Raw genomic sequence first — 17771 nt, 5'->3', positions numbered from 1 at the left:
CCGGCAGGCGACCCCGCAGAGGCGCCATCGTCAAGCTTCGCCGCAGGCGCCCCGGCAGGTGACTCGGTGTGCTCCGGCTTCGACATGCGTCCCCTCTGCGATCGTGCCGCTGCTCCGCCCGCCCCAGCGGCTGAGCGACCCGGCGGCCGGGGCCCACGGTAACCCGCCCCGGCAGAGCCATCATTGTTCCTCACTCCGCAACGGACGGACCCCCCGGGTCTGCGGTTCCGCCTCCCGGATCCCGGAGTTACAACGGAACGATGTCGGGCGCCCCCAGCCGCGCCGCGTCCGCCGTCTGGTCGTCAGGCTGCCGCTGTGATTCCCGTTCCGCCTGGACCCGCTTCTCGTAGTGCTCCACTTCCTTCTCGATCTGCTGCTTGTCCCACCCCAGCACCGGCGCCATCAACTCCGCGCACTCGCGCGCCGACCGCGTCCCCCGGTCGAAGGTCTCGATCGAGATCCGCGTCCGCCGGGTCAGGACGTCGTCCAGGTGCCGCGCCCCCTCGTGGGAGGCCGCGTAGACGACTTCCGCCCGCAGGTAGTCGTCCGCGCCGGTCAATGCCCTGCCCAGCTCCGGATCGGCCGCGATCAGCTCCAGCAGTTCCTCCGTGAGCGTCCCGTACCGGTTCAACAGGTGTTCCACCCGCACCACATGAAGCCCCGTCCGGGCCGCGATCCTCGCCCGCGCGTTCCACAGGGCCCGGTACCCCTCGGCCCCCACCAGCGGCACGTCCTCCGTCACGCACGGCGCCACCCGCTGGTCCAGCCCGTGCACCGCCTCGTCGACCGCGTCCTTCGCCATGACCCGGTACGTCGTGTACTTGCCGCCCGCGACGACCACGAGCCCCGGCACCGGATGCGCCACCGTGTGCTCGCGCGACAGCTTGCTCGTCGCGTCCGACTCACCGGCCAGCAGCGGCCGCAGGCCCGCGTACACACCCTGGACGTCGTCCCGCGTGAGGGGCACCGCCAGCACCGAGTTCACATGGTCCAGCAGGTAGTCGATGTCCGCGCTGGACGCCGCCGGGTGCGCCTTGTGCAGGTCCCAGTCGGTGTCCGTGGTCCCCACGATCCAGTGCCGCCCCCAGGGGATGACGAACAGCACCGACTTCTCGGTCCGCAGGATCAGTCCCGTGGTCGAGTGGATGCGGTCCTTCGGCACGACCAGGTGGATGCCCTTGGAGGCCCGGACGTGGAACTGCCCGCGCTCACCGATCAGCGCCTGCGTGTCGTCCGTCCACACCCCCGTGGCGTTCACGACCTGCTTCGCGCGGATGTCGTACTCGACGCCGCCCTCCACGTCCCGCACGCGCGCGCCGACCACCCGCTCGCCCTCACGCAGGAAACCGACGACCCTCGCCCGATTGGCGCAGTGCGCCCCGTACGCCGCGGCCGTCCGCACGAGCGCGGTGACGAAGCGCGCGTCGTCCATCTGGGCGTCGTAGTACTGCAGGGCGCCCACCAGGGCGTCCTTGCGCAGCGCCGGGGCGACCCGCAGGGCCCGCGAGCGCGAGAGGTGCCGGTGGATCGGCAGGCCCCGGCCGTGCCCGCTGGAGACGGACATCGCGTCGTACATCGCGACGCCCGCACCGGCGTAGAGCCGCTCCCAGCCCTTGTGCTGCAAGGGGTACAGGAAGGGCACCGGCTTCACCAGGTGCGGGGCGAGGCGCTCCAGCAGCAGCCCGCGCTCCTTCAGCGCTTCCCGCACCAGGGCGAAGTCGAGCATCTCCAGATAGCGCAGGCCGCCGTGGATGAGCTTGCTGGACCGGCTGGAGGTGCCCGAGGCCCAGTCCCGGGCCTCCACCAGGCCGGTGGACAGGCCTCTCGTCACGGCATCGAGCGCGGTGCCGGCACCGACCACGCCCGCACCCACGACCAGCACGTCCAGCTCGCGCTCGGCCATCCGGGTGAAGGCCACGGCTCGCTGCTCCGGCCCCAGTGTCGCTGTCCTCACGGCTGCCTCCCGTTGGTGCGGGTGATCCCGCTCACATGCCCCCGTCTCTCGATTCTGACCTTCCGCATCCACATCAGCCACCGCCTGTGGACAACACAACGGTGGCGTTCACTCCGGAATGCGACATATCTGTCATATATAAGCCTAGTCTGACATTGCGCCAGCTCCCCTGTCCTCGGAGGACTCGCGCGGCACCCCCTCACGCCAGGGAAGGGACGGCATCCCCATGCCCGCAGACCTCGCCGTCATCGGACTGGGCCACCTCGGCCTCCCGCTCGCGCAGGCGGCCGTCGCCGCCGGAATCGAGACGGTCGGCTACGACAGCGGTCCGGCCACGGACTCCACTCTCTCCGCTGCCGAGATCCGCCGCATGTCGGCGGCCGGCTTCCGGGTCACCACCAACCCCGCCGAGCTGGGCCGGGTCCGCACGGCCGTCATCTGCGCCCCCACCCGGCTCGGCGCCGACCGCGCGCTGGACCTCTCCGCCGTCGGCGGGGCGGGGCGCGCACTCGCCGCCCGGCTGCGCCCGCACACCACGGTGATCCTCGAATCCGCCGTCCACCCCGGCGTCACCGAGGACTACCTGCGGCCGATCCTGGAGGAGGGCTCCGGACTCCGCGCCGGCCGGGACTTCCACCTGGCCTACTCCCCCAGCCGCCTCGACCCCGGCAACCGCACGCACGGGATCGCCAACACCCCCAAGGTCATCGGCGGCCTCACCCCCGCCTGCACCGAGTCCGCGCACGCCTTCTACGCCCGCCTCACCGAGAAGGTGGTCCGCGCGCGCGGCCTGCGCGAGGCCGAGACGGTGCAGCTCCTGGAAACCAACTACCGGCACGTGAACATCGCCCTGATGAACGAGATGGCCGTGCTCTGCCACGACCTCGGCGTCGACCTGTGGGACGTCATCCGCTGCGCCGAGACCAAGCCGTACGGCTTCCAGGCCTTCCGCCCCGGCCCCGGCGTCGGCGGCCACGGCGTCCCCCTCGACCCGAACTACCTCCCGCACACCACGCGCACCCCCGGTCACCCGCTGCGCATGGTGGGCCTGGCGCAGGAGATCAACGACCGGATGCCGCAGTACGTCATCCAGCGCTCCGCCACCTTGCTGAACGAGCACGGCAAGTCCGCCCGCGGGGCCCGCGTCCTGCTGCTCGGCGTCACGTACAAGCCGGACCTCGCCGACCAGGAGGGCTCCCCGGCCGGGGAGATCGCCAGTCGCCTCATCGACCTCGGGGCACTGATCAGCTACCACGACCCGTACCTCACCGGCTGGCGCGTCCGCGAGCAGCCGGTCCCCCGCGCGGAGTCCCTCTACGAGGCCGCCGCCAACGCCGACCTGACCATCCTGCTCCAGCACCACCGCACCTACGACATGCAGGCCCTCGCGGTGAAGGCCCAGCTGCTCCTGGACACCCGCGGCGCCAGCCCGGTCGGCTCCGCCCACCGCCTCTGACCGCCGGAAATCCCCCCTGCCGATGTCCGACCCGCCTGCTAGCCTGCGGCGTCACTTATCTCGCACTTACGCCCGATGGCCGGACGTGCGACCACATCCCTGGGGGGATCCTTCCGATGAGCCAGCAGCACACGCCGCCCGCGCCCGACTCCTACTCCCCGGTCGCCGCCCCGGCCCCGGCCCGCGGCGGCAACACCGGCCTGGCCATCCTCGCGGCGGCCGGCACCGCCCTGGTCACGGGCGCCGTCTACGGCGGCATCATGAACGCGATCTCGTTCCAGATCGGCTACCTGGCCGCCGGCGTCGGCCTCGCGGTCGCCCTCGTCGCCGTCCGCATCGGCGGCCGCAACCCGCTCCTGCCGGTCCTGAGCGCCGCGCTCACCGTCGCCGGCGTCTACGTCGGCTACCTCCTGGACGTCGCCCTCGCCGTGTCCGAGCACCAGGGGATCCCGGTCTCCGAACTGCTCACCACCGACCTCGTGAAGCTGAACCAGTTCTACGTGGACAACATCGACCCGATCTCGCTCCTCTTCTACGGGATCGGCGCGTACGCGGCCTTCCAGACGGCCCGCAAGTCCACCGACTGACACCTCGCCCCGCCGCGCCGGGGCGCTGAACAGGCACGGCGGGACCGCAGCGGCCACGACTGCGCCGAACGCCGGAGGGCCGGCACCCCGAGCGGGGTGCCGGCCCTCCGGCGTGCGCGTGGGAACCGTCAGCGGCGGTGCTGGGAGTCCGCGACGGTGACCTCGACGCGCTGGAACTCCTTCAGCTCGCTGTAGCCGGTGGTGGCCATCGAGCGGCGCAGCGCGCCGAAGATGTTCATCGCCCCGTCCGGGCTGTGCGAGGGACCGGTCAGGATCTCCTCGGTGGTGCCGACGGTGCCGAGGTCGACCTTCTTGCCGCGCGGCACGTCCTCGTGGACGGCCTCCATGCCCCAGTGGTTGCCCCTGCCGGGCGCGTCCGTGGCGCGGGCCAGCGGGGAGCCCATCATCACGGCGTCGGCGCCGCAGGCCACGGCCTTCGGGATGTCGCCGGACCAGCCCACGCCACCGTCGGCGATGACGTGCACGTAGCGGCCGCCGGACTCGTCCATGTAGTCGCGGCGGGCCGCGGCGACGTCCGCGACGGCGGTCGCCATCGGGACCTGGATGCCCAGCACGTTGCGGGTGGTGTGCGCGGCGCCGCCGCCGAAGCCGACGAGCACGCCCGCCGCTCCGGTGCGCATCAGGTGCAGGGCCGCGGTGTAGGTGGCGCAGCCGCCGACGATGACCGGGACGTCGAGCTCGTAGATGAACTGCTTCAGGTTCAGCGGCTCGGCCGCACCCGACACGTGCTCGGCGGAGACCGTGGTGCCGCGGATGACGAAGATGTCCACGCCCGCGTCGACGACCGCCTTGGAGAACTCGGCGGTGCGCTGCGGGGACAGGGCGGCGGCGGTGACGACGCCGGAGTCGCGGACCTCCTTGATCCGCCGGCGGATCAGGTCGGCCTGGATCGGCGCGGAGTAGATCTCCTGCAGGCGGCGGGTGGCCGACTCCTCGTCCAGCTCCGTGATCTCGTCGAGCAGCGGCTGCGGGTCCTCGTAACGGGTCCACAGGCCTTCGAGGTTCAGCACGCCCAGGCCGCCGAGCTCGCCGATGCGGATCGCGGTCTGCGGGGAGACGACCGAGTCCATGGGGGCGGCCAGGAAGGGGAGCTCGAAGCGGTACGCGTCGATCTGCCAGGCGATCGAGACCTCCTTCGGGTCCCGGGTACGCCGGCTCGGGACGATGGCGATGTCGTCGAACGCGTACGCCCTGCGGCCGCGCTTGCCGCGCCCGATCTCGATCTCAGTCACGTGTGGTGGCCTTTCCTCTGGGTCTGCCCGTCCAGTATCCCCGAACCCCGGCGGGCCGCGTTCCGGTGACCGCTGTACGGACGTCATGCGCGAGGGGCGGACCCGGTGGCCCGGGCCCGCCCCTCGTACGTCTGCCTGCTCAGCCCTTGCGGGAGTAGTTCGGCGCTTCCACCGTCATCTGGATGTCGTGCGGGTGGCTCTCCTTGAGGCCCGCCGAGGTGATGCGCACGAAGCGGCCGTTCGCCTGGAGCTCCGGCACGGTGCGCCCGCCCACGTAGAACATCGACTGGCGCAGGCCGCCGACGAGCTGGTGGACGACCGCGGCCAGCGGACCGCGGTAGGGCACCTGGCCCTCGATGCCCTCGGGGATGAGCTTGTCGTCGCCGCCCACGCCCTCCTGGAAGTAGCGGTCCTTGGAGAAGGAGCGCTGGTCGCCGCGGGACTGCATCGCGCCGAGCGAGCCCATGCCGCGGTAGGACTTGAACTGCTTGCCGTTGATGAAGAGCAGTTCGCCCGGGGACTCCTCGCAGCCCGCGAGCAGCGAGCCGAGCATCACCGTGTCGGCGCCCGCGACGAGGGCCTTGGCGATGTCGCCCGAGTACTGCAGACCGCCGTCACCGATGACCGGGACGCCGGCCGCCTTCGCGGCGAGGGAGGCCTCGTAGATGGCGGTGACCTGCGGGACGCCGATGCCGGCGACGACGCGGGTGGTGCAGATGGACCCGGGGCCGACGCCGACCTTGATGCCGTCGCAGCCGGCGTCGATCAGGGCCTGGGCGCCGTCGCGGGTGGCGACGTTGCCGCCGATGACGTCGACCGTCGCGTTCGACTTGATCTTGGCGACCATGTCACCGACGAGGCGGGAGTGGCCGTGCGCGGTGTCGACGACGATGAAGTCGGCGCCCGCCTCGATCAGGGCCTGGGCCCGCTCGTACGCGTCACCGGCGACGCCGACGGCCGCGCCGACGAGGAGGCGGCCGTCCTTGTCCTTGGCGGCGTTCGGGTACTTCTCGGCCTTGACGAAGTCCTTGACCGTGATGAGGCCCTTGAGGACGCCCGCGTCGTCCACCAGCGGCAGCTTCTCGATCTTGTGGCGGCGCAGCAGCTCCATGGCGTCCACGCCGGAGATGCCGACCTTGCCCGTGACCAGCGGCATCGGGGTCATGACCTCGCGCACCTGGCGGCTGCGGTCGGACTCGAAGGCCATGTCGCGGTTGGTGACGATGCCGAGGAGCTTGCCCGCCGGGTCGGTGACCGGCACGCCGGAGATGCGGAACTTCGCGCAGAGCTCGTCGGCCTCGCGCAGCGTCGCGTCCGGGTGCACCGTGATCGGGTCGGTGACCATGCCGGACTCGGAGCGCTTGACGAGATCGACCTGGTTCGCCTGGTCGGCGATGGAGAGGTTGCGGTGCAGCACGCCCACGCCGCCCTGGCGGGCCATCGCGATGGCCATGCGGGCCTCGGTGACCTTGTCCATGGCCGCCGACAGCAGCGGGATGTTCACGCGCACGTTGCGGGAGATGAGGGAGGAGGTGTCGATGTCGTCCGGTGCCATGTCCGACGCGCCCGGCAGCAGCAGCACGTCGTCGTAGGTCAGTCCGAGCGTGGCGAATTTGTCGGGCACTCCGTCGGCGGTCATGACACCTTCCCAATGGTCTTGCTCAGCGCGGACGTCCATGCTAACGGGATCCCGACGCGTCTCATTCCACGACCAAGGTCAACCGGAAGTTTCGTCGTTTCCTACGACTGCGCCTACTGCTCGGCGAGTGCGCGGAGCCGGCTGAGCGCGCGGTGCTGGGCCACACGGACCGCCCCGGGGGACATCCCGAGCATCTGCCCGGTCTCCTCCGCGGTCAGTCCGACGGCCACCCGCAGGACGAGGAGTTCGCGCTGGTTCTCCGGGAGGTTCGCCAGCAGCTTCTTGGCCCAGGCGGCGTCGCTGCTCAGCAGCGCGCGCTCCTCCGGGCCCAGCGAGTCGTCCGGCCGCTCGGGCATCTCGTCCGACGGCACGGCGGTGCTGCCCGGGTGCCTCATGGCGGCCCGCTGCAGGTCGGCGACCTTGTGCGCGGCGATGGCGAAGACGAAGGCCTCGAAGGGCCGACCGGTGTCCCGGTAGCGCGGCAGCGCCATCAGAACGGCGACGCAGACCTCCTGCGCCAGGTCCTCCACGAAGTGGCGGGCGTCACCAGGGAGCCGTGACAGCCGGGTGCGGCAGTAGCGGATCGCGAGGGGGTGCACGAAGGCGAGCAGGTCGTGCGTTGCCTGCTCGTCCCCCTCCACGGCCCGGCGTACGAGCGCGCTGACGCCCCCGGCACCGCCGCCTCCGGCGGCGCCGGTGGGGCCTGTGGCCGCGGGGGACCCCAGGGCCTCGTCGTCGCGCATCCGTCCATGGTGCCTTGACGCCGGAGCGTCCGCGGCACCGCGGCCCTTGTTGTGCGTCGAAGCGTTATGAGCGGGTGCGCCGGAGCTCTGCATCTGCGCCCTCCCCTCCCGCTCGGCCGAATAGTCCCCGAGAGACTCCACACCCTCAAGGATGCGGCATCGCGCACGAAGCGAGACGTCCCCCGGATTGTGCCCCGCCAACCCCCGGGTGCGCACCGGGTACGGCGGGACGGGGCCACCGCGACGAGAAGAGGTGCCCGCGAGGTGCCGGGCGACGGCAAGAGCGGCGCGCCGCCCCGTCCACCGGTGGCGGACGGGACCGCTCTCGACGATCCGCGGTCTGCGGCGGTCCGGGCGGGGCCCGGCCGCTGCGGGTCAGCGGACCAGACCCCAGCGGAAGCCGAGCGCCACGGCGTGGGCGCGGTCGGATGCGCCGAGCTTCTTGAACAGCCGGCGGGCGTGCGTCTTGACCGTGTCCTCCGAGAGGAAGAGCTCGCGCCCGATCTCCGCGTTGGACCGGCCGTGGCTCATGCCCTCCAGCACCTGGATCTCGCGCGCGGTGAGGGTGGGCGCGGCGCCCATCTCGGCGGAGCGCAGCCGGCGGGGGGCCAGGCGCCAGGTCGGGTCGGCGAGCGCCTGGGTGACCGTGGCGCGCAGCTCGGCGCGCGAGGCGTCCTTGTGCAGGTAGCCGCGGGCGCCGGCGGCGACCGCGAGGGCCACGCCGTCCAGGTCCTCGGCGACCGTCAGCATGATGATGCGGGCGCCGGGGTCGGCCGAGAGGAGGCGGCGGACCGTCTCCACACCGCCGAGCCCGGGCATCCGTACATCCATCAGGATCAGGTCGGAGCGGTCGGCACCCCAGCGGCGGAGGACTTCCTCGCCGTTGGCAGCCGTCGTCACACGCTCGACGCCGGGCACGGTGGCAACCGCGCGACGGAGCGCCTCTCGGGCAAGCGGGGAGTCGTCGCAGACGAGGACGGATGTCATGACCGCCCTCCGCAGCTGCTGATGCGCGTCACCTTGAGCCTCCAGGCTGGTACGTATCGTCACCTGTGCGGTCGATGCTCCCGGACAACTGTCCGAGAACTCATTGGTTCAACCGCCTTCGCACTCTCAACGATGGTCACTCGAAAGAGTTACGGGTCGGACGGACACCTTCGGCACTCTACGTGAGGAAGCGAACACGGCGGTGGAGGCGCGAGCCGCCTGTCCTCCATCTGGATCTATGCCCTATTTGGCGGCTTTCCTTCCGTTTGGCACGTGTCTGAGGCTAGATTCCCAATGAGTCATATTTACATCTACTCCGACAGTAGGTGTGGAGACCCTTGGAGACATGGACCGTATCCGCCTCAGTACCGGCACCAAGAGGACTACCAATGGCAGATTTCTCCCGCCTCCCCGGACCGAACGCCGACCTCTGGGACTGGCAGCTGCTAGCCGCCTGCCGCGGGGTCGACAGCTCCCTCTTCTTCCACCCGGAGGGCGAGCGGGGCGCGGCCAGGAGTGCGCGCGAGGCCTCGGCTAAAGAGGTCTGCATGCGATGCCCGGTTCGTTCGGAATGCGCCGCGCACGCACTCGCCGTCCGCGAGCCCTACGGGGTGTGGGGCGGCCTCACCGAGGACGAGCGCGAGGAACTGATGGGCCGCGCCCGGCACCGCCTGATCCCCGCGTCGAGTGCGATCGGACCGATCGCGCCGCACTGAGAGCCGACGAAACGACGGAAGGAACGTTTCCTCCGCACCATCCGCCCGCCCGGGCGCGCCGCCGCCCGGCCCCGGTTCCACGCGTTCGGCCGTACGCACGCCCCCGCGCGTACGGTCAGCGCGTGGCCGCCCGCTCCAGCTCCGCCAGCGTCGCGGCCACCGCCGGGACCCGCGCCAGGTCGGGCAGGGTCAGCGCCACGACCTCCCGCTCGACGGCCGGCTCCACGGCGACCGTGCTGACGCCCTTGGCCCGTACGGACTCCACGGCGAGCTCCGGCAGCACCGCGACGCCCAGTCCGGCGCCCACCAGGCCGACCACCGCCGGGTAGTCGTCGGTGGCGAAGTCGATCCGGGGGGTGAAGCCCGCGTCCTCGCACACCTCCACCAGATGCCGGCGGCAGCGGGGACAGCCCGCGATCCACGGCTCGCCGGCCAGGTCCGCCATGCCCACGCGCTCCGCCCCGGCCAGTGCGTGCCCGTCGGGAACCAGCCCCACGAGCCGGTCGGTCAGCAGCGGCCGCACCACCAGGTCGTCCCACTCGGCCGCCGACCCGGCGGCCCCGCCGTAGCGGAAGGCCAGCGCGAGATCGCAGTCGCCCTCGCGCAGCATCTCCACCGACCGCGGCGGTTCGGCCTCGACCAGCGAGATACGGGTGCCCGGGTGCTCGGCGCGCATCGCGGCGAGCGCGGTCGGCACCAGGGTGGAGCTGCCGCTGGGGAAGGACACCAGCCGCACCCGGCCCGCGCGCAGGCCGGCGATGGCCGCGACCTCCTCCTCGGCGGCGGTCAGCCCGGCCAGGATCCCGGCGGCATGCCGGACCAGGGCCTCGCCGGCCTGGGTCAGCCGCATCTCGCGGCCGGTGCGGATGAGCAGCGGGGTGCCGGCCGACTGCTCCAGCGCCTTCATCTGCTGGGAGACGGCGGGCTGGGTGCAGCCGAGTTCGCGTGCGGCGGCGGAGAAGGACCCGGTCCCGGCGACGGCGCGCAGGACCCGGAGATGACGTGCCTCGATCACCCTCCGAGCATAAGGCCCGCTTTCATCGCCGCGCGAATACCCTCGTGACGCCTTGGAGACGCGCGGATAACCTGTGCCCATGGGCCCCATGCATCTGATCTCCGTGAACGTCGGCACCGCGACCCCTTCCGAGCACACCGACGCGGAGAGCGGGGTGACGGGCATCGCCAAGCGCCCCGTCGTCGGTCCGGTCCGCGTCGCCGCCCCCGGCGACAGGGCCACGGGCCTCGGCAGCGGCCTGGAGGGCGACACCGTCGGCGACCGGCGCCACCACGGCGGGGACCACCAGGCCGTCTACGCGTACGCCCGCGAGGACCTGGACCTGTGGGAGCGGGAGCTCGGCCGCGAACTGCCCGGCGGGCTCTTCGGCGAGAACTTCACCACCTCCGGCATCGACCTGAACACCGCACGGCTCGGCGACCGCTGGCGGGTCGGCGCGGACCTCGTCCTCGAAGTGGCCTCGGCCCGTATCCCGTGCCGCACCTTCCAGGGCGTGCTGGGAGAGGCCGGCTGGGTCCGGCGGTTCACCCGGCAGGCCCGGCCGGGAGCGTACCTGCGGGTGCTCCAGGAGGGTTCGGTGTCCCCCGGCGACCCCATCGAGATCATCCACCGGCCGGACCACGACGTGACGGTGGAGCTGTGGTTCCGCGCCTTCACCACCGAGCGGGCCCTGCTGCCGCGCACCCTGGCCGCGGGCTCGGCAATGGAGCCGCGGGCGCACGAGACCGTCCGCCAGTACGTGGAGAAGTACGGGGCGGGGGCCGGGGCGCGGTAGCGCTGTCGTCCGGGGCGGCTAGGTTGCGCCTATGACGACTGCGTTGATTACGGGATCCACGGCGGGCATCGGCGCCGCATTCGCCCGGCGGCTGGCCGCCCAGGGGCACAACCTCGTGCTGGTGGCGCGCGACACCAAGCGGCTCGGTGAGCAGGCCACGGAACTGCACGACCTGCACGGCATCGAGGCCGAGGTCCTGGCCGCGGACCTCGCCACCGAGGACGGCATCGCGGCGGTCGAGAAACGCCTCGGCGACCGTACGCACCCGGTCGACCTGCTGGTCAACAACGCGGGCTTCGGCAACAAGGGCCGCTACCTCGAAGTCTCGATGGCCGACGAGCTGACCATGCTGAAGGTGCACGTCGAGGCCGTACTGCGGCTGACCTCGGCGGCCTCGGAGTCGATGCGCTCGCGCGGCCGCGGCGGCGTGATCAACGTGGCCTCGGTGGCCGCCTTCGTACCGCGGGGTACGTACGGGGCCAGCAAGGCCTGGGTCGTGCAGTTCACGCAGGGTGCGGCGCGGGACCTGGCGGGTTCCGGCGTCCGGCTGATGGCGCTGTGCCCCGGTTTCGTGCGCACGGAGTTCCACCAGCGCGCCGGGATGGGCACGGACAACATCCCGGGCTGGATGTGGCTGGACGCCGACAAGCTGGTGGCGGCGGCCCTGGCCGACCTGGGACGCGGGAAGACGGTCTCGGTCCCGGATCCGCGCTACAAGGCGCTGATGGGTGTGGTGAAGCTGACGCCGCGCGGGCTGCTGGGCGGGGTGTCCTCGCGCACGGGACGCAAGTACGGGCCGCAGTAGCCCTCGTGGCCCGGCGGCGAGCGTCCGCCGGAACCCGCCCGGAACCGCCGAACGGGTCAGTTCTCCCTAAACTGGACATGTCCCATCTCAGGCGGGAGGCGACGCGATGACATTCGTACAGGTGATCGATTACGAGACCACGCGGTTCGATGAGATGAACGCGCTCATCGACCGCTGGGCCCAGCAGAGCAGCGGCAGGCGCACCGCCACGCACACGATGATCGGCCAGGACCGCGAGGCCCGGAACCACTACGTGGACATGGTGGAATTCGCCTCGTACGAGGAGGCGATGAAGAACTCTCAGCTTCCCGAGACGGACCGGATGTTCCAGGAGATGGTGGCCCTCTGCGAGGGCATGCCGACCTTCATGAACCTCGACGTGGTCCGCGACGAACACCTCAACAAGCAGCTCTGCAGCCGGGTGCTCCAGGAGGCCGCCGCGGGCGGTGACATGTCCGTCCTCGACGAGTGCTTCGCGACGAACTACATCGACCACGACGTCAGCAAGGAGGAGCCCACCGTCGTCGGACGCGAGGCCATGCGCCGCGACATGGAGACGTGGCGCGCGGCCTTCGACATGACCTTCGAGCCGGTCGCCCAGGTCGCCGAGGGCGACATGGTCACGACGGTGTGGAACTGGCGCGGCACCCACAAGGGGGACTTCATGGGGGTCGCACCGACCGGGAAGACGTACGAGATGTCCGGGAGCACGACCTTCCGGTGCCAGGGCGGAGAGATCATCGAAGGCTGGTGGCACTACAACCCGGGAGCGCTGCAGCGCCAGATGGGCGGGTCCGGAACGCCCTACGGAGGCTGAGGCCGCACACGGGAAGGCCGCACACGGGAAGGCCGCACACGGGAAGGCCCCGCTCCGCGACTGCGGAGCGGGGCCTTCGACGTGGAGCGGGTCAGTGGCTGTGGCCGTGACCGTGGCCGTGACCGGCGTCGCCCTCGTCCTCCGCCGGCTTCTCGACGACCAGGGTCTCGGTCGTGAGCAGCAGGGAGGCGATGGAGGCGGCGTTCTCCAGCGCGGAGCGGGTGACCTTCACCGGGTCGATGACGCCGGCCTTGACCAGGTCGCCGTACTCGCCGGAGGCGGCGTTGAAGCCCTGGCCCTTGTCGAGCTCGGAGACCTTCGAGGTGATGACGTAGCCCTCGAGGCCCGCGTTCTCGGCGATCCAGCGCAGCGGCTCGACGGCGGCGCGGCGCACGACCGCGACACCGGTGGCCTCGTCGCCCGACAGGCCGAGGTTGCCCTCCAGGACCTTGACGGCGTGGACGAGCGCGGAGCCACCGCCGGAGACGATGCCCTCCTCGACCGCGGCGCGGGTCGCGGAGATGGCGTCCTCGAGACGGTGCTTCTTCTCCTTGAGCTCCACCTCGGTGGCGGCGCCGACCTTGATGACGCAGACGCCGCCGGCGAGCTTCGCCAGGCGCTCCTGCAGCTTCTCGCGGTCCCAGTCGGAGTCCGTGGCCTCGATCTCGGCCTTGATCTGGTTCACGCGGCCGAGGACCTCGTCGGAGCTGCCCGCGCCGTCGACGATGGTGGTGTCGTCCTTGGTGATGGTCACGCGGCGGGCGGAGCCCAGCACGTCCAGACCGGCCTGGTCGAGCTTGAGGCCGACCTCCTCGGCGATGACGGTGGCACCGGTGAGGGTGGCCATGTCCTGCAGCATCGCCTTGCGGCGGTCACCGAAGCCGGGGGCCTTGACGGCCACCGCGTTGAAGGTGCCGCGGATCTTGTTGACGACGAGGGTGGAGAGCGCCTCGCCCTCGACGTCCTCGGCGATGATCAGCAGCGGCTTGGAGCCACCCGCCTGGATGACCTTCTCCAGCAGCGGCAGGAGGTCCTGGATGGAGGAGATCTTGCCCTGGTTGATCAGGATGTACGGGTCGTCGAGGACGGCCTCCATACGCTCCTGGTCGGAGACCATGTACGGGGAGAGGTAGCCCTTGTCGAAGGCCATGCCCTCGGTGAACTCCAGCTCCAGGCCGAAGGTGTTGGACTCCTCGACGGTGATGACACCGTCCTTGCCGACCTTGTCCATCGCCTCGGCGATGAGCTCGCCGACCTGGGCGTCCTGCGCGGAGAGCGCGGCGACGGCGGCGATGTCGGACTTGTCCTCGATCGGGCGGGCGGTCGCGAGGAGCTCCTCGGACACGGCCTTGACCGCGGCGTCGATGCCCTTCTTCAGGGCGGCCGGGGACGCGCCGGCGGCGACGTTGCGCAAACCCTCGCGGACCAGGGCCTGGGCCAGCACGGTGGCGGTGGTGGTGCCGTCACCCGCGATGTCGTTGGTCTTGGTCGCCACCTCCTTCACGAGCTGCGCGCCCAGGTTCTCGTACGGGTCGTCCAGCTCGACCTCGCGGGCGATGGTGACACCGTCGTTGGTGATGGTGGGGGCGCCGAACTTCTTGTCGATGACGACGTTGCGGCCCTTGGGGCCGATCGTCACCTTGACCGTGTCGGCAAGCTTGTTGACGCCGCGCTCGAGGGCGCGACGGGCGTCCTCGTCGAACTTCAGGATCTTCGCCATGGGAGCGGTTCAGCCCTCTCGAAAACTCGGTTTAACGGGCTGCGCCCCTCGCCGCCCGGCAATCAGCGGGGTGACCAGGGGCGCAGCTCAAAGCAGTGCTGTGAAGCGAAATTACTTCTCGACGATCGCGAGGACGTCGCGAGCCGAGAGGACGAGGTACTCCTCGCCGCTGTACTTCACTTCGGTGCCGCCGTACTTGCTGTACAGCACGATGTCGCCGACGGTGACGTCCAGCGGGAGACGCTGGCCGTCCTCGAAGCGACCCGGACCGACCGCGAGGACGACGCCCTCCTGGGGCTTCTCCTTCGCGGTGTCCGGGATGACCAGGCCGGAGGCCGTGGTCTGCTCGGCGTCGAGCGGCTGGACCACGATGCGGTCCTCAAGCGGCTTGATGGCAACCTTGGAGCTGGCGGTCGTCACGATCCGACCTCCCCCTTCGGAGATCCGGGGTTAACTGTCTGAGGTGGCGACCAGGTCGATCCGTCGTCGCGGGTGCCGGACCTGCCTGTCGCTGTGTTGGCACTCACCCGGGGTGAGTGCCAGGTGCGAGACTATTCCGGCGATTAGCACTCGGTCAAGCGGAGTGCCAATTTCGCGCGACCGGGCGTTGCGCGGAGGCCGACCCGGCCCCCGGAAACCCCCTACCGCGCACCCGTTCGGGATCACTACTGTCCCGTGCATGACCAGGACAAACTCCGGGGTGCGGTGGGTGCACGCCGCCCCGATCGCCATCGGCCTCGCCGTCGGCATCTGGATGTGCCATGCGGCCGTACCGCGGCTCGTCACGCAGCTGACGGGAGTGGACGGGACCTTCACCGCGGAGCGGTGCCTGTGGGGTGAGCCCGATTCCGACGGGGACCGCACGACGACGTGCCGGGGGTCCTTCACCGCCGCCGACGGATCCTTCACCCTGCCGGGCATCAGGATCGACGGCGTCTTCGACGAACCGCCCCCGGCGCCGGTGGCCGCCCGGGCCGACGGCCCCGGGGCCGACCGGGCCGTACAGACGGAGCTGCTCAGCTCCCTCGCCCCCATCGGCATCGCCCTGACCGCCTTCGCCTTCCCGGCATGGGCCCTGACGGCGGCCACCCGCGACGCCCTGACCCGCCGCCGCTCCCCGTCGAGCGCTTCATGAGAACCGAGGAACCTCCGGGAGGACATCGACGTCGTAGTTGATATGAAGATAAAGCGCCCCATTGCAGAGCAGATCGGACTCAAGGCTTCCGCAAGCCCCGGCGCACCCAGCGCCGCGACCCGTTCGGCCGGCTCCGCACCGGGCGCGCGCGAGGCGTCGCCGCCGCCGTCGCCTCCGCCCTCCCCGCAGGCCTTGTCGGCGGGGAGGGCGACGTCCTCCTCGGCCCGCACGGACGGCGGCGGCGTCCCGTGCGCGGGCTGAGGCCCCTGACCGCGGCCGGCGCCCGCCGCCGCACCGAGGTGCTGCTCCTCGTCCTCGTCCTCGTCATCGCCGTCTTCGGGCACGCCGCCGCCGGCCTCGCGATGAACGGCGAGCTCCCACCCAACCTGGCCGACTTCACCCTCTCCATGACGCTGCTGGCGCTGGTGGGACACCTGGGAGTGCGCCGCTTCGCCGCCTACGCGGATCCGCTGGTCCTCCCGCTCGCCATGCTGCTGACCGGGCTGGGGCTGGTACTGATCCACCGGCTCGACCAGGGCTACATCGAGCGGTGGAACGCGGACGCCAACGCCCCTGGCCAGCTCCTGTGGACGGTGGTCGGCGTCGCCGCCTGCATCGCCGTCCTGGCCCTGCTGCGCGACCACCGGCTGCTGCAGCGGTTCATCTACATCACCATGGCCGTGGCGCTGGTCCTGCTCATCGCGCCGGCGTTCTTCGGCGCGGACACCTACGGCGCCAAGCGGTGGATCATCCTCTTCGGCTTCTCGATCCAGCCGGGCGAGTTCGTGAAGATCATGATCGCGATCTTCTTCGCCGGCTACCTGGTCGTCCACCGCGACTCGCTGGCCCTGACCGGCCGGAGGTTCCTCGGCATACGGCTCCCGCCGATGCGCCAGCTCGGACCCCTCATCACGGTGTGGATCCTCTCGATGCTGGTGCTGGTCTTCGAGCGCGATCTGGGCACGTCGCTGATCTTCTTCGGCGTCTTCGTGGTGATGCTGTACGTCGCGACCGAACGCACCAGCTGGATCGTGTGCGGCGTGCTCATGGCCGCGGCGGGCGCCTTCGTCGTCGGCTCGACCGAGCCGCACGTCAAGGCGCGGGTGGCGGCCTGGCTGAATCCGCTCTCCATCTACTGGGACACCCCGCCCCCCGGCGTCACCTCGGATCAGTCCGCCCAGGCCCTGTTCAGCTTCGGCACCGGCGGCATCTCCGGGACCGGCCTCGGCCTGGGGCACCCGGAACTGATCAAGTTCGCCGGCCGCAGCGACTTCATCCTGACGACCGTGGGCGAGGAACTCGGCCTCGCTGGTGTCATGGCCGTACTGATCCTCTACGCGCTCCTCGTACAGCGCGGGCTGCGGATGGCACTCGGCGCCCGCGACCCCTTCGGCAAGCTGCTGGCCGTGGGCCTGGCCTCGGCGCTGGCCCTCCAGGTCTTCGTGGTCGCCGGCGGCGTCACGGGCCTGATCCCCCTCACGGGCAAGGCCCTGCCCTTCCTGGCGAAGGGCGGCTCGTCCCTCCTGGCCAACTGGATCATGATCGCCCTCCTCCTCCGCATCAGCGACAGCGCGGAACGCCAACGCGAGGCGGACACCCGAGGCCCGGCGGAAACGACGATCACGCCGGCGGTGGGGGCGTAGGGGGCGGGGGGCTTCGGGGAGCAGTGCGGGATCAGGGGTGCGGACGGGGTCGGGGGTGGGGGTGGGCGGTGTTTCGGTGGGGCGGTGTCGGGGAGGGTCTGGGGGTTTCCCGTCAGTCCCATCGTCCTTCCGTGCCGGGCCGGTCCGTCAAGGGCGCTCCCTGCGGTCGCGTCGCTTCGCGATGGCCTTCGGCCACCCTTGACCGACCGCCCCGTCCCGGAAAGCCGAAAGACTGCCGGGAACCCCCCAGAAGAACGGGCCGGGTGATCCCGATTGGGGGTGGTGCACTTTGTCCTGCCGGGCGGTAGCCCGGTGCGCCCCCGATCGCTACGCGCTCCTGCGGGTAGGCGGCTGCGAGCCCCGTGGGCTGGGCATAAGCCGCCATCGATCGCTACGCGCTCCTGTCGGACGGCGGCCGCAGGCCCCGTGGGCTGGGCATAGGCCGCCATCGATCCCAAGCGCTCCTCGATCACGCGTCCACAAGTTGTTCGGGGCGGGGCATAGGCCGCCCAGTGTGTTGGGCGCT

At 71.2% G+C, this 17771-nt stretch carries 16 protein-coding genes; 8 read left to right on the top strand and 8 right to left on the bottom strand.

Annotated elements, in window-relative coordinates:
* Nucleotides 1-247 precede the first annotated feature (247 nt).
* Complete coding sequence (locus tag IF89_RS0109875) at nucleotides 248-1954, bottom strand: glycerol-3-phosphate dehydrogenase/oxidase (protein ID WP_030764216.1); 1707 nt, start codon at nucleotides 1952-1954, stop codon at nucleotides 248-250.
* Nucleotides 1955-2180: 226 nt separating this feature from the next.
* On the opposite strand from IF89_RS0109875, the gene IF89_RS0109870 reads away from it, so the two are divergent.
* Entirely contained in the window at nucleotides 2181-3410 is a 1230-nt protein-coding gene (locus tag IF89_RS0109870) for a nucleotide sugar dehydrogenase (RefSeq protein WP_030764214.1), read from the top strand.
* 116 nt (nucleotides 3411-3526) lie between these two features.
* Complete coding sequence (locus IF89_RS0109865) at nucleotides 3527-3997, top strand: hypothetical protein (RefSeq protein WP_030764212.1); 471 nt, start codon at nucleotides 3527-3529, stop codon at nucleotides 3995-3997.
* A 128-nt stretch (nucleotides 3998-4125) separates the two neighbouring features.
* Here IF89_RS0109865 and IF89_RS0109860 read toward each other — a convergent pair whose 3' ends face one another.
* From IF89_RS0109860 to IF89_RS0109845, 4 genes are all read right to left on the bottom strand, one after another.
* The gene (locus tag IF89_RS0109860; RefSeq protein ID WP_030764210.1) at nucleotides 4126-5250 is read right to left on the bottom strand and encodes a GuaB3 family IMP dehydrogenase-related protein; all 1125 of its coding nucleotides are present in this window, start codon (nucleotides 5248-5250) and stop codon (nucleotides 4126-4128) included.
* A gap of 139 nt (nucleotides 5251-5389) precedes the next feature.
* Entirely contained in the window at nucleotides 5390-6889 is a 1500-nt protein-coding gene (guaB, locus tag IF89_RS0109855) for an IMP dehydrogenase (protein WP_030764208.1), read from the bottom strand.
* Between the two features lie 113 nt (nucleotides 6890-7002).
* Nucleotides 7003-7632: a sigma-70 family RNA polymerase sigma factor gene (locus IF89_RS0109850; RefSeq protein WP_030764206.1), complete on the bottom strand. Its 630-nt coding sequence runs from the start codon at nucleotides 7630-7632 to the stop codon at nucleotides 7003-7005.
* A gap of 375 nt (nucleotides 7633-8007) precedes the next feature.
* Complete coding sequence (locus tag IF89_RS0109845) at nucleotides 8008-8619, bottom strand: response regulator transcription factor (RefSeq protein ID WP_003948568.1); 612 nt, start codon at nucleotides 8617-8619, stop codon at nucleotides 8008-8010.
* Between the two features lie 389 nt (nucleotides 8620-9008).
* Between IF89_RS0109845 and IF89_RS0109835 the strand changes: the two genes are divergently transcribed.
* Nucleotides 9009-9335, top strand: coding sequence for a WhiB family transcriptional regulator (locus tag IF89_RS0109835; protein WP_030027725.1), 327 nt, complete (start codon nucleotides 9009-9011; stop codon nucleotides 9333-9335).
* A gap of 115 nt (nucleotides 9336-9450) precedes the next feature.
* Here the strand turns inward: IF89_RS0109835 and IF89_RS0109830 are convergent, their stop codons facing one another.
* Nucleotides 9451-10350, bottom strand: coding sequence for a LysR family transcriptional regulator (locus IF89_RS0109830; RefSeq protein ID WP_030764204.1), 900 nt, complete (start codon nucleotides 10348-10350; stop codon nucleotides 9451-9453).
* Between the two features lie 88 nt (nucleotides 10351-10438).
* Here IF89_RS0109830 and IF89_RS0109825 point away from each other — a divergent pair, with 88 nt between their 5' ends.
* The 3 genes from IF89_RS0109825 to IF89_RS0109815 all read left to right on the top strand — a co-directional run bounded on the left by IF89_RS0109825 (nucleotide 10439) and on the right by IF89_RS0109815 (nucleotide 12747).
* Nucleotides 10439-11125 carry an MOSC domain-containing protein gene (locus IF89_RS0109825; protein WP_030764202.1) on the top strand — a complete coding sequence of 229 codons (687 nt, stop codon included), beginning with the start codon at nucleotides 10439-10441 and terminating at the stop codon, nucleotides 11123-11125.
* A gap of 31 nt (nucleotides 11126-11156) precedes the next feature.
* Nucleotides 11157-11930 (top strand): SDR family NAD(P)-dependent oxidoreductase, encoded by a 774-nt coding sequence (locus IF89_RS0109820; RefSeq protein WP_030764201.1) that lies wholly within the window; start codon nucleotides 11157-11159, stop codon nucleotides 11928-11930.
* A gap of 106 nt (nucleotides 11931-12036) precedes the next feature.
* The gene (locus tag IF89_RS0109815; protein ID WP_030764197.1) at nucleotides 12037-12747 is read left to right on the top strand and encodes an ester cyclase; all 711 of its coding nucleotides are present in this window, start codon (nucleotides 12037-12039) and stop codon (nucleotides 12745-12747) included.
* A 91-nt stretch (nucleotides 12748-12838) separates the two neighbouring features.
* Here IF89_RS0109815 and groL read toward each other — a convergent pair whose 3' ends face one another.
* Nucleotides 12839-14467, bottom strand: coding sequence for a chaperonin GroEL (gene groL / locus IF89_RS0109810; protein WP_030764195.1), 1629 nt, complete (start codon nucleotides 14465-14467; stop codon nucleotides 12839-12841).
* Between the two features lie 111 nt (nucleotides 14468-14578).
* On the bottom strand, nucleotides 14579-14887 hold the full coding sequence (groES, locus tag IF89_RS0109805; RefSeq protein WP_030011064.1) for a co-chaperone GroES: 309 nt from the start codon (nucleotides 14885-14887) through the stop codon (nucleotides 14579-14581).
* A 259-nt stretch (nucleotides 14888-15146) separates the two neighbouring features.
* Here groES and IF89_RS40695 point away from each other — a divergent pair, with 259 nt between their 5' ends.
* Together IF89_RS40695 and IF89_RS0109795 are read left to right on the top strand one after the other, a co-directional pair.
* The gene (locus IF89_RS40695) at nucleotides 15147-15602 is read left to right on the top strand and encodes a hypothetical protein (RefSeq protein ID WP_158717833.1); all 456 of its coding nucleotides are present in this window, start codon (nucleotides 15147-15149) and stop codon (nucleotides 15600-15602) included.
* 248 nt (nucleotides 15603-15850) lie between these two features.
* Nucleotides 15851-17245 carry an FtsW/RodA/SpoVE family cell cycle protein gene (locus IF89_RS0109795; protein ID WP_030764192.1) on the top strand — a complete coding sequence of 465 codons (1395 nt, stop codon included), beginning with the start codon at nucleotides 15851-15853 and terminating at the stop codon, nucleotides 17243-17245.
* Nucleotides 17246-17771 lie beyond the last annotated feature (526 nt).

Source organism: Streptomyces sp. NRRL F-2664, assembly GCF_000719345.1.
Lineage (GTDB): Bacteria > Actinomycetota > Actinomycetes > Streptomycetales > Streptomycetaceae > Streptomyces.
Note: the sequence above shows the minus strand (reverse complement) of the source record. Positions and strands in the feature narration are given on the sequence as shown.

Bases quoted from the DNA above. Each gene is read 5' to 3' on its own strand.
- IF89_RS0109870 (WP_030764214.1), top strand. From the start codon at position 2,181: ATGCCCGCAGACCTCGCCGTCATCGGACTGGGCCACCTCGGCCTCCCG.
- IF89_RS0109865 (WP_030764212.1), top strand. From the start codon at position 3,527: ATGAGCCAGCAGCACACGCCGCCCGCGCCCGACTCCTACTCCCCGGTC.
- guaB (WP_030764208.1), bottom strand. From the start codon at position 6,889: ATGACCGCCGACGGAGTGCCCGACAAATTCGCCACGCTCGGACTGACC.
- IF89_RS0109850 (WP_030764206.1), bottom strand. From the start codon at position 7,632: ATGCGCGACGACGAGGCCCTGGGGTCCCCCGCGGCCACAGGCCCCACC.
- IF89_RS0109845 (WP_003948568.1), bottom strand. From the start codon at position 8,619: ATGACATCCGTCCTCGTCTGCGACGACTCCCCGCTTGCCCGAGAGGCG.
- IF89_RS0109835 (WP_030027725.1), top strand. From the start codon at position 9,009: ATGGCAGATTTCTCCCGCCTCCCCGGACCGAACGCCGACCTCTGGGAC.
- IF89_RS0109825 (WP_030764202.1), top strand. From the start codon at position 10,439: ATGCATCTGATCTCCGTGAACGTCGGCACCGCGACCCCTTCCGAGCAC.
- IF89_RS0109820 (WP_030764201.1), top strand. From the start codon at position 11,157: ATGACGACTGCGTTGATTACGGGATCCACGGCGGGCATCGGCGCCGCA.
- IF89_RS0109815 (WP_030764197.1), top strand. From the start codon at position 12,037: ATGACATTCGTACAGGTGATCGATTACGAGACCACGCGGTTCGATGAG.
- groL (WP_030764195.1), bottom strand. From the start codon at position 14,467: ATGGCGAAGATCCTGAAGTTCGACGAGGACGCCCGTCGCGCCCTCGAG.
- IF89_RS40695 (WP_158717833.1), top strand. From the start codon at position 15,147: ATGACCAGGACAAACTCCGGGGTGCGGTGGGTGCACGCCGCCCCGATC.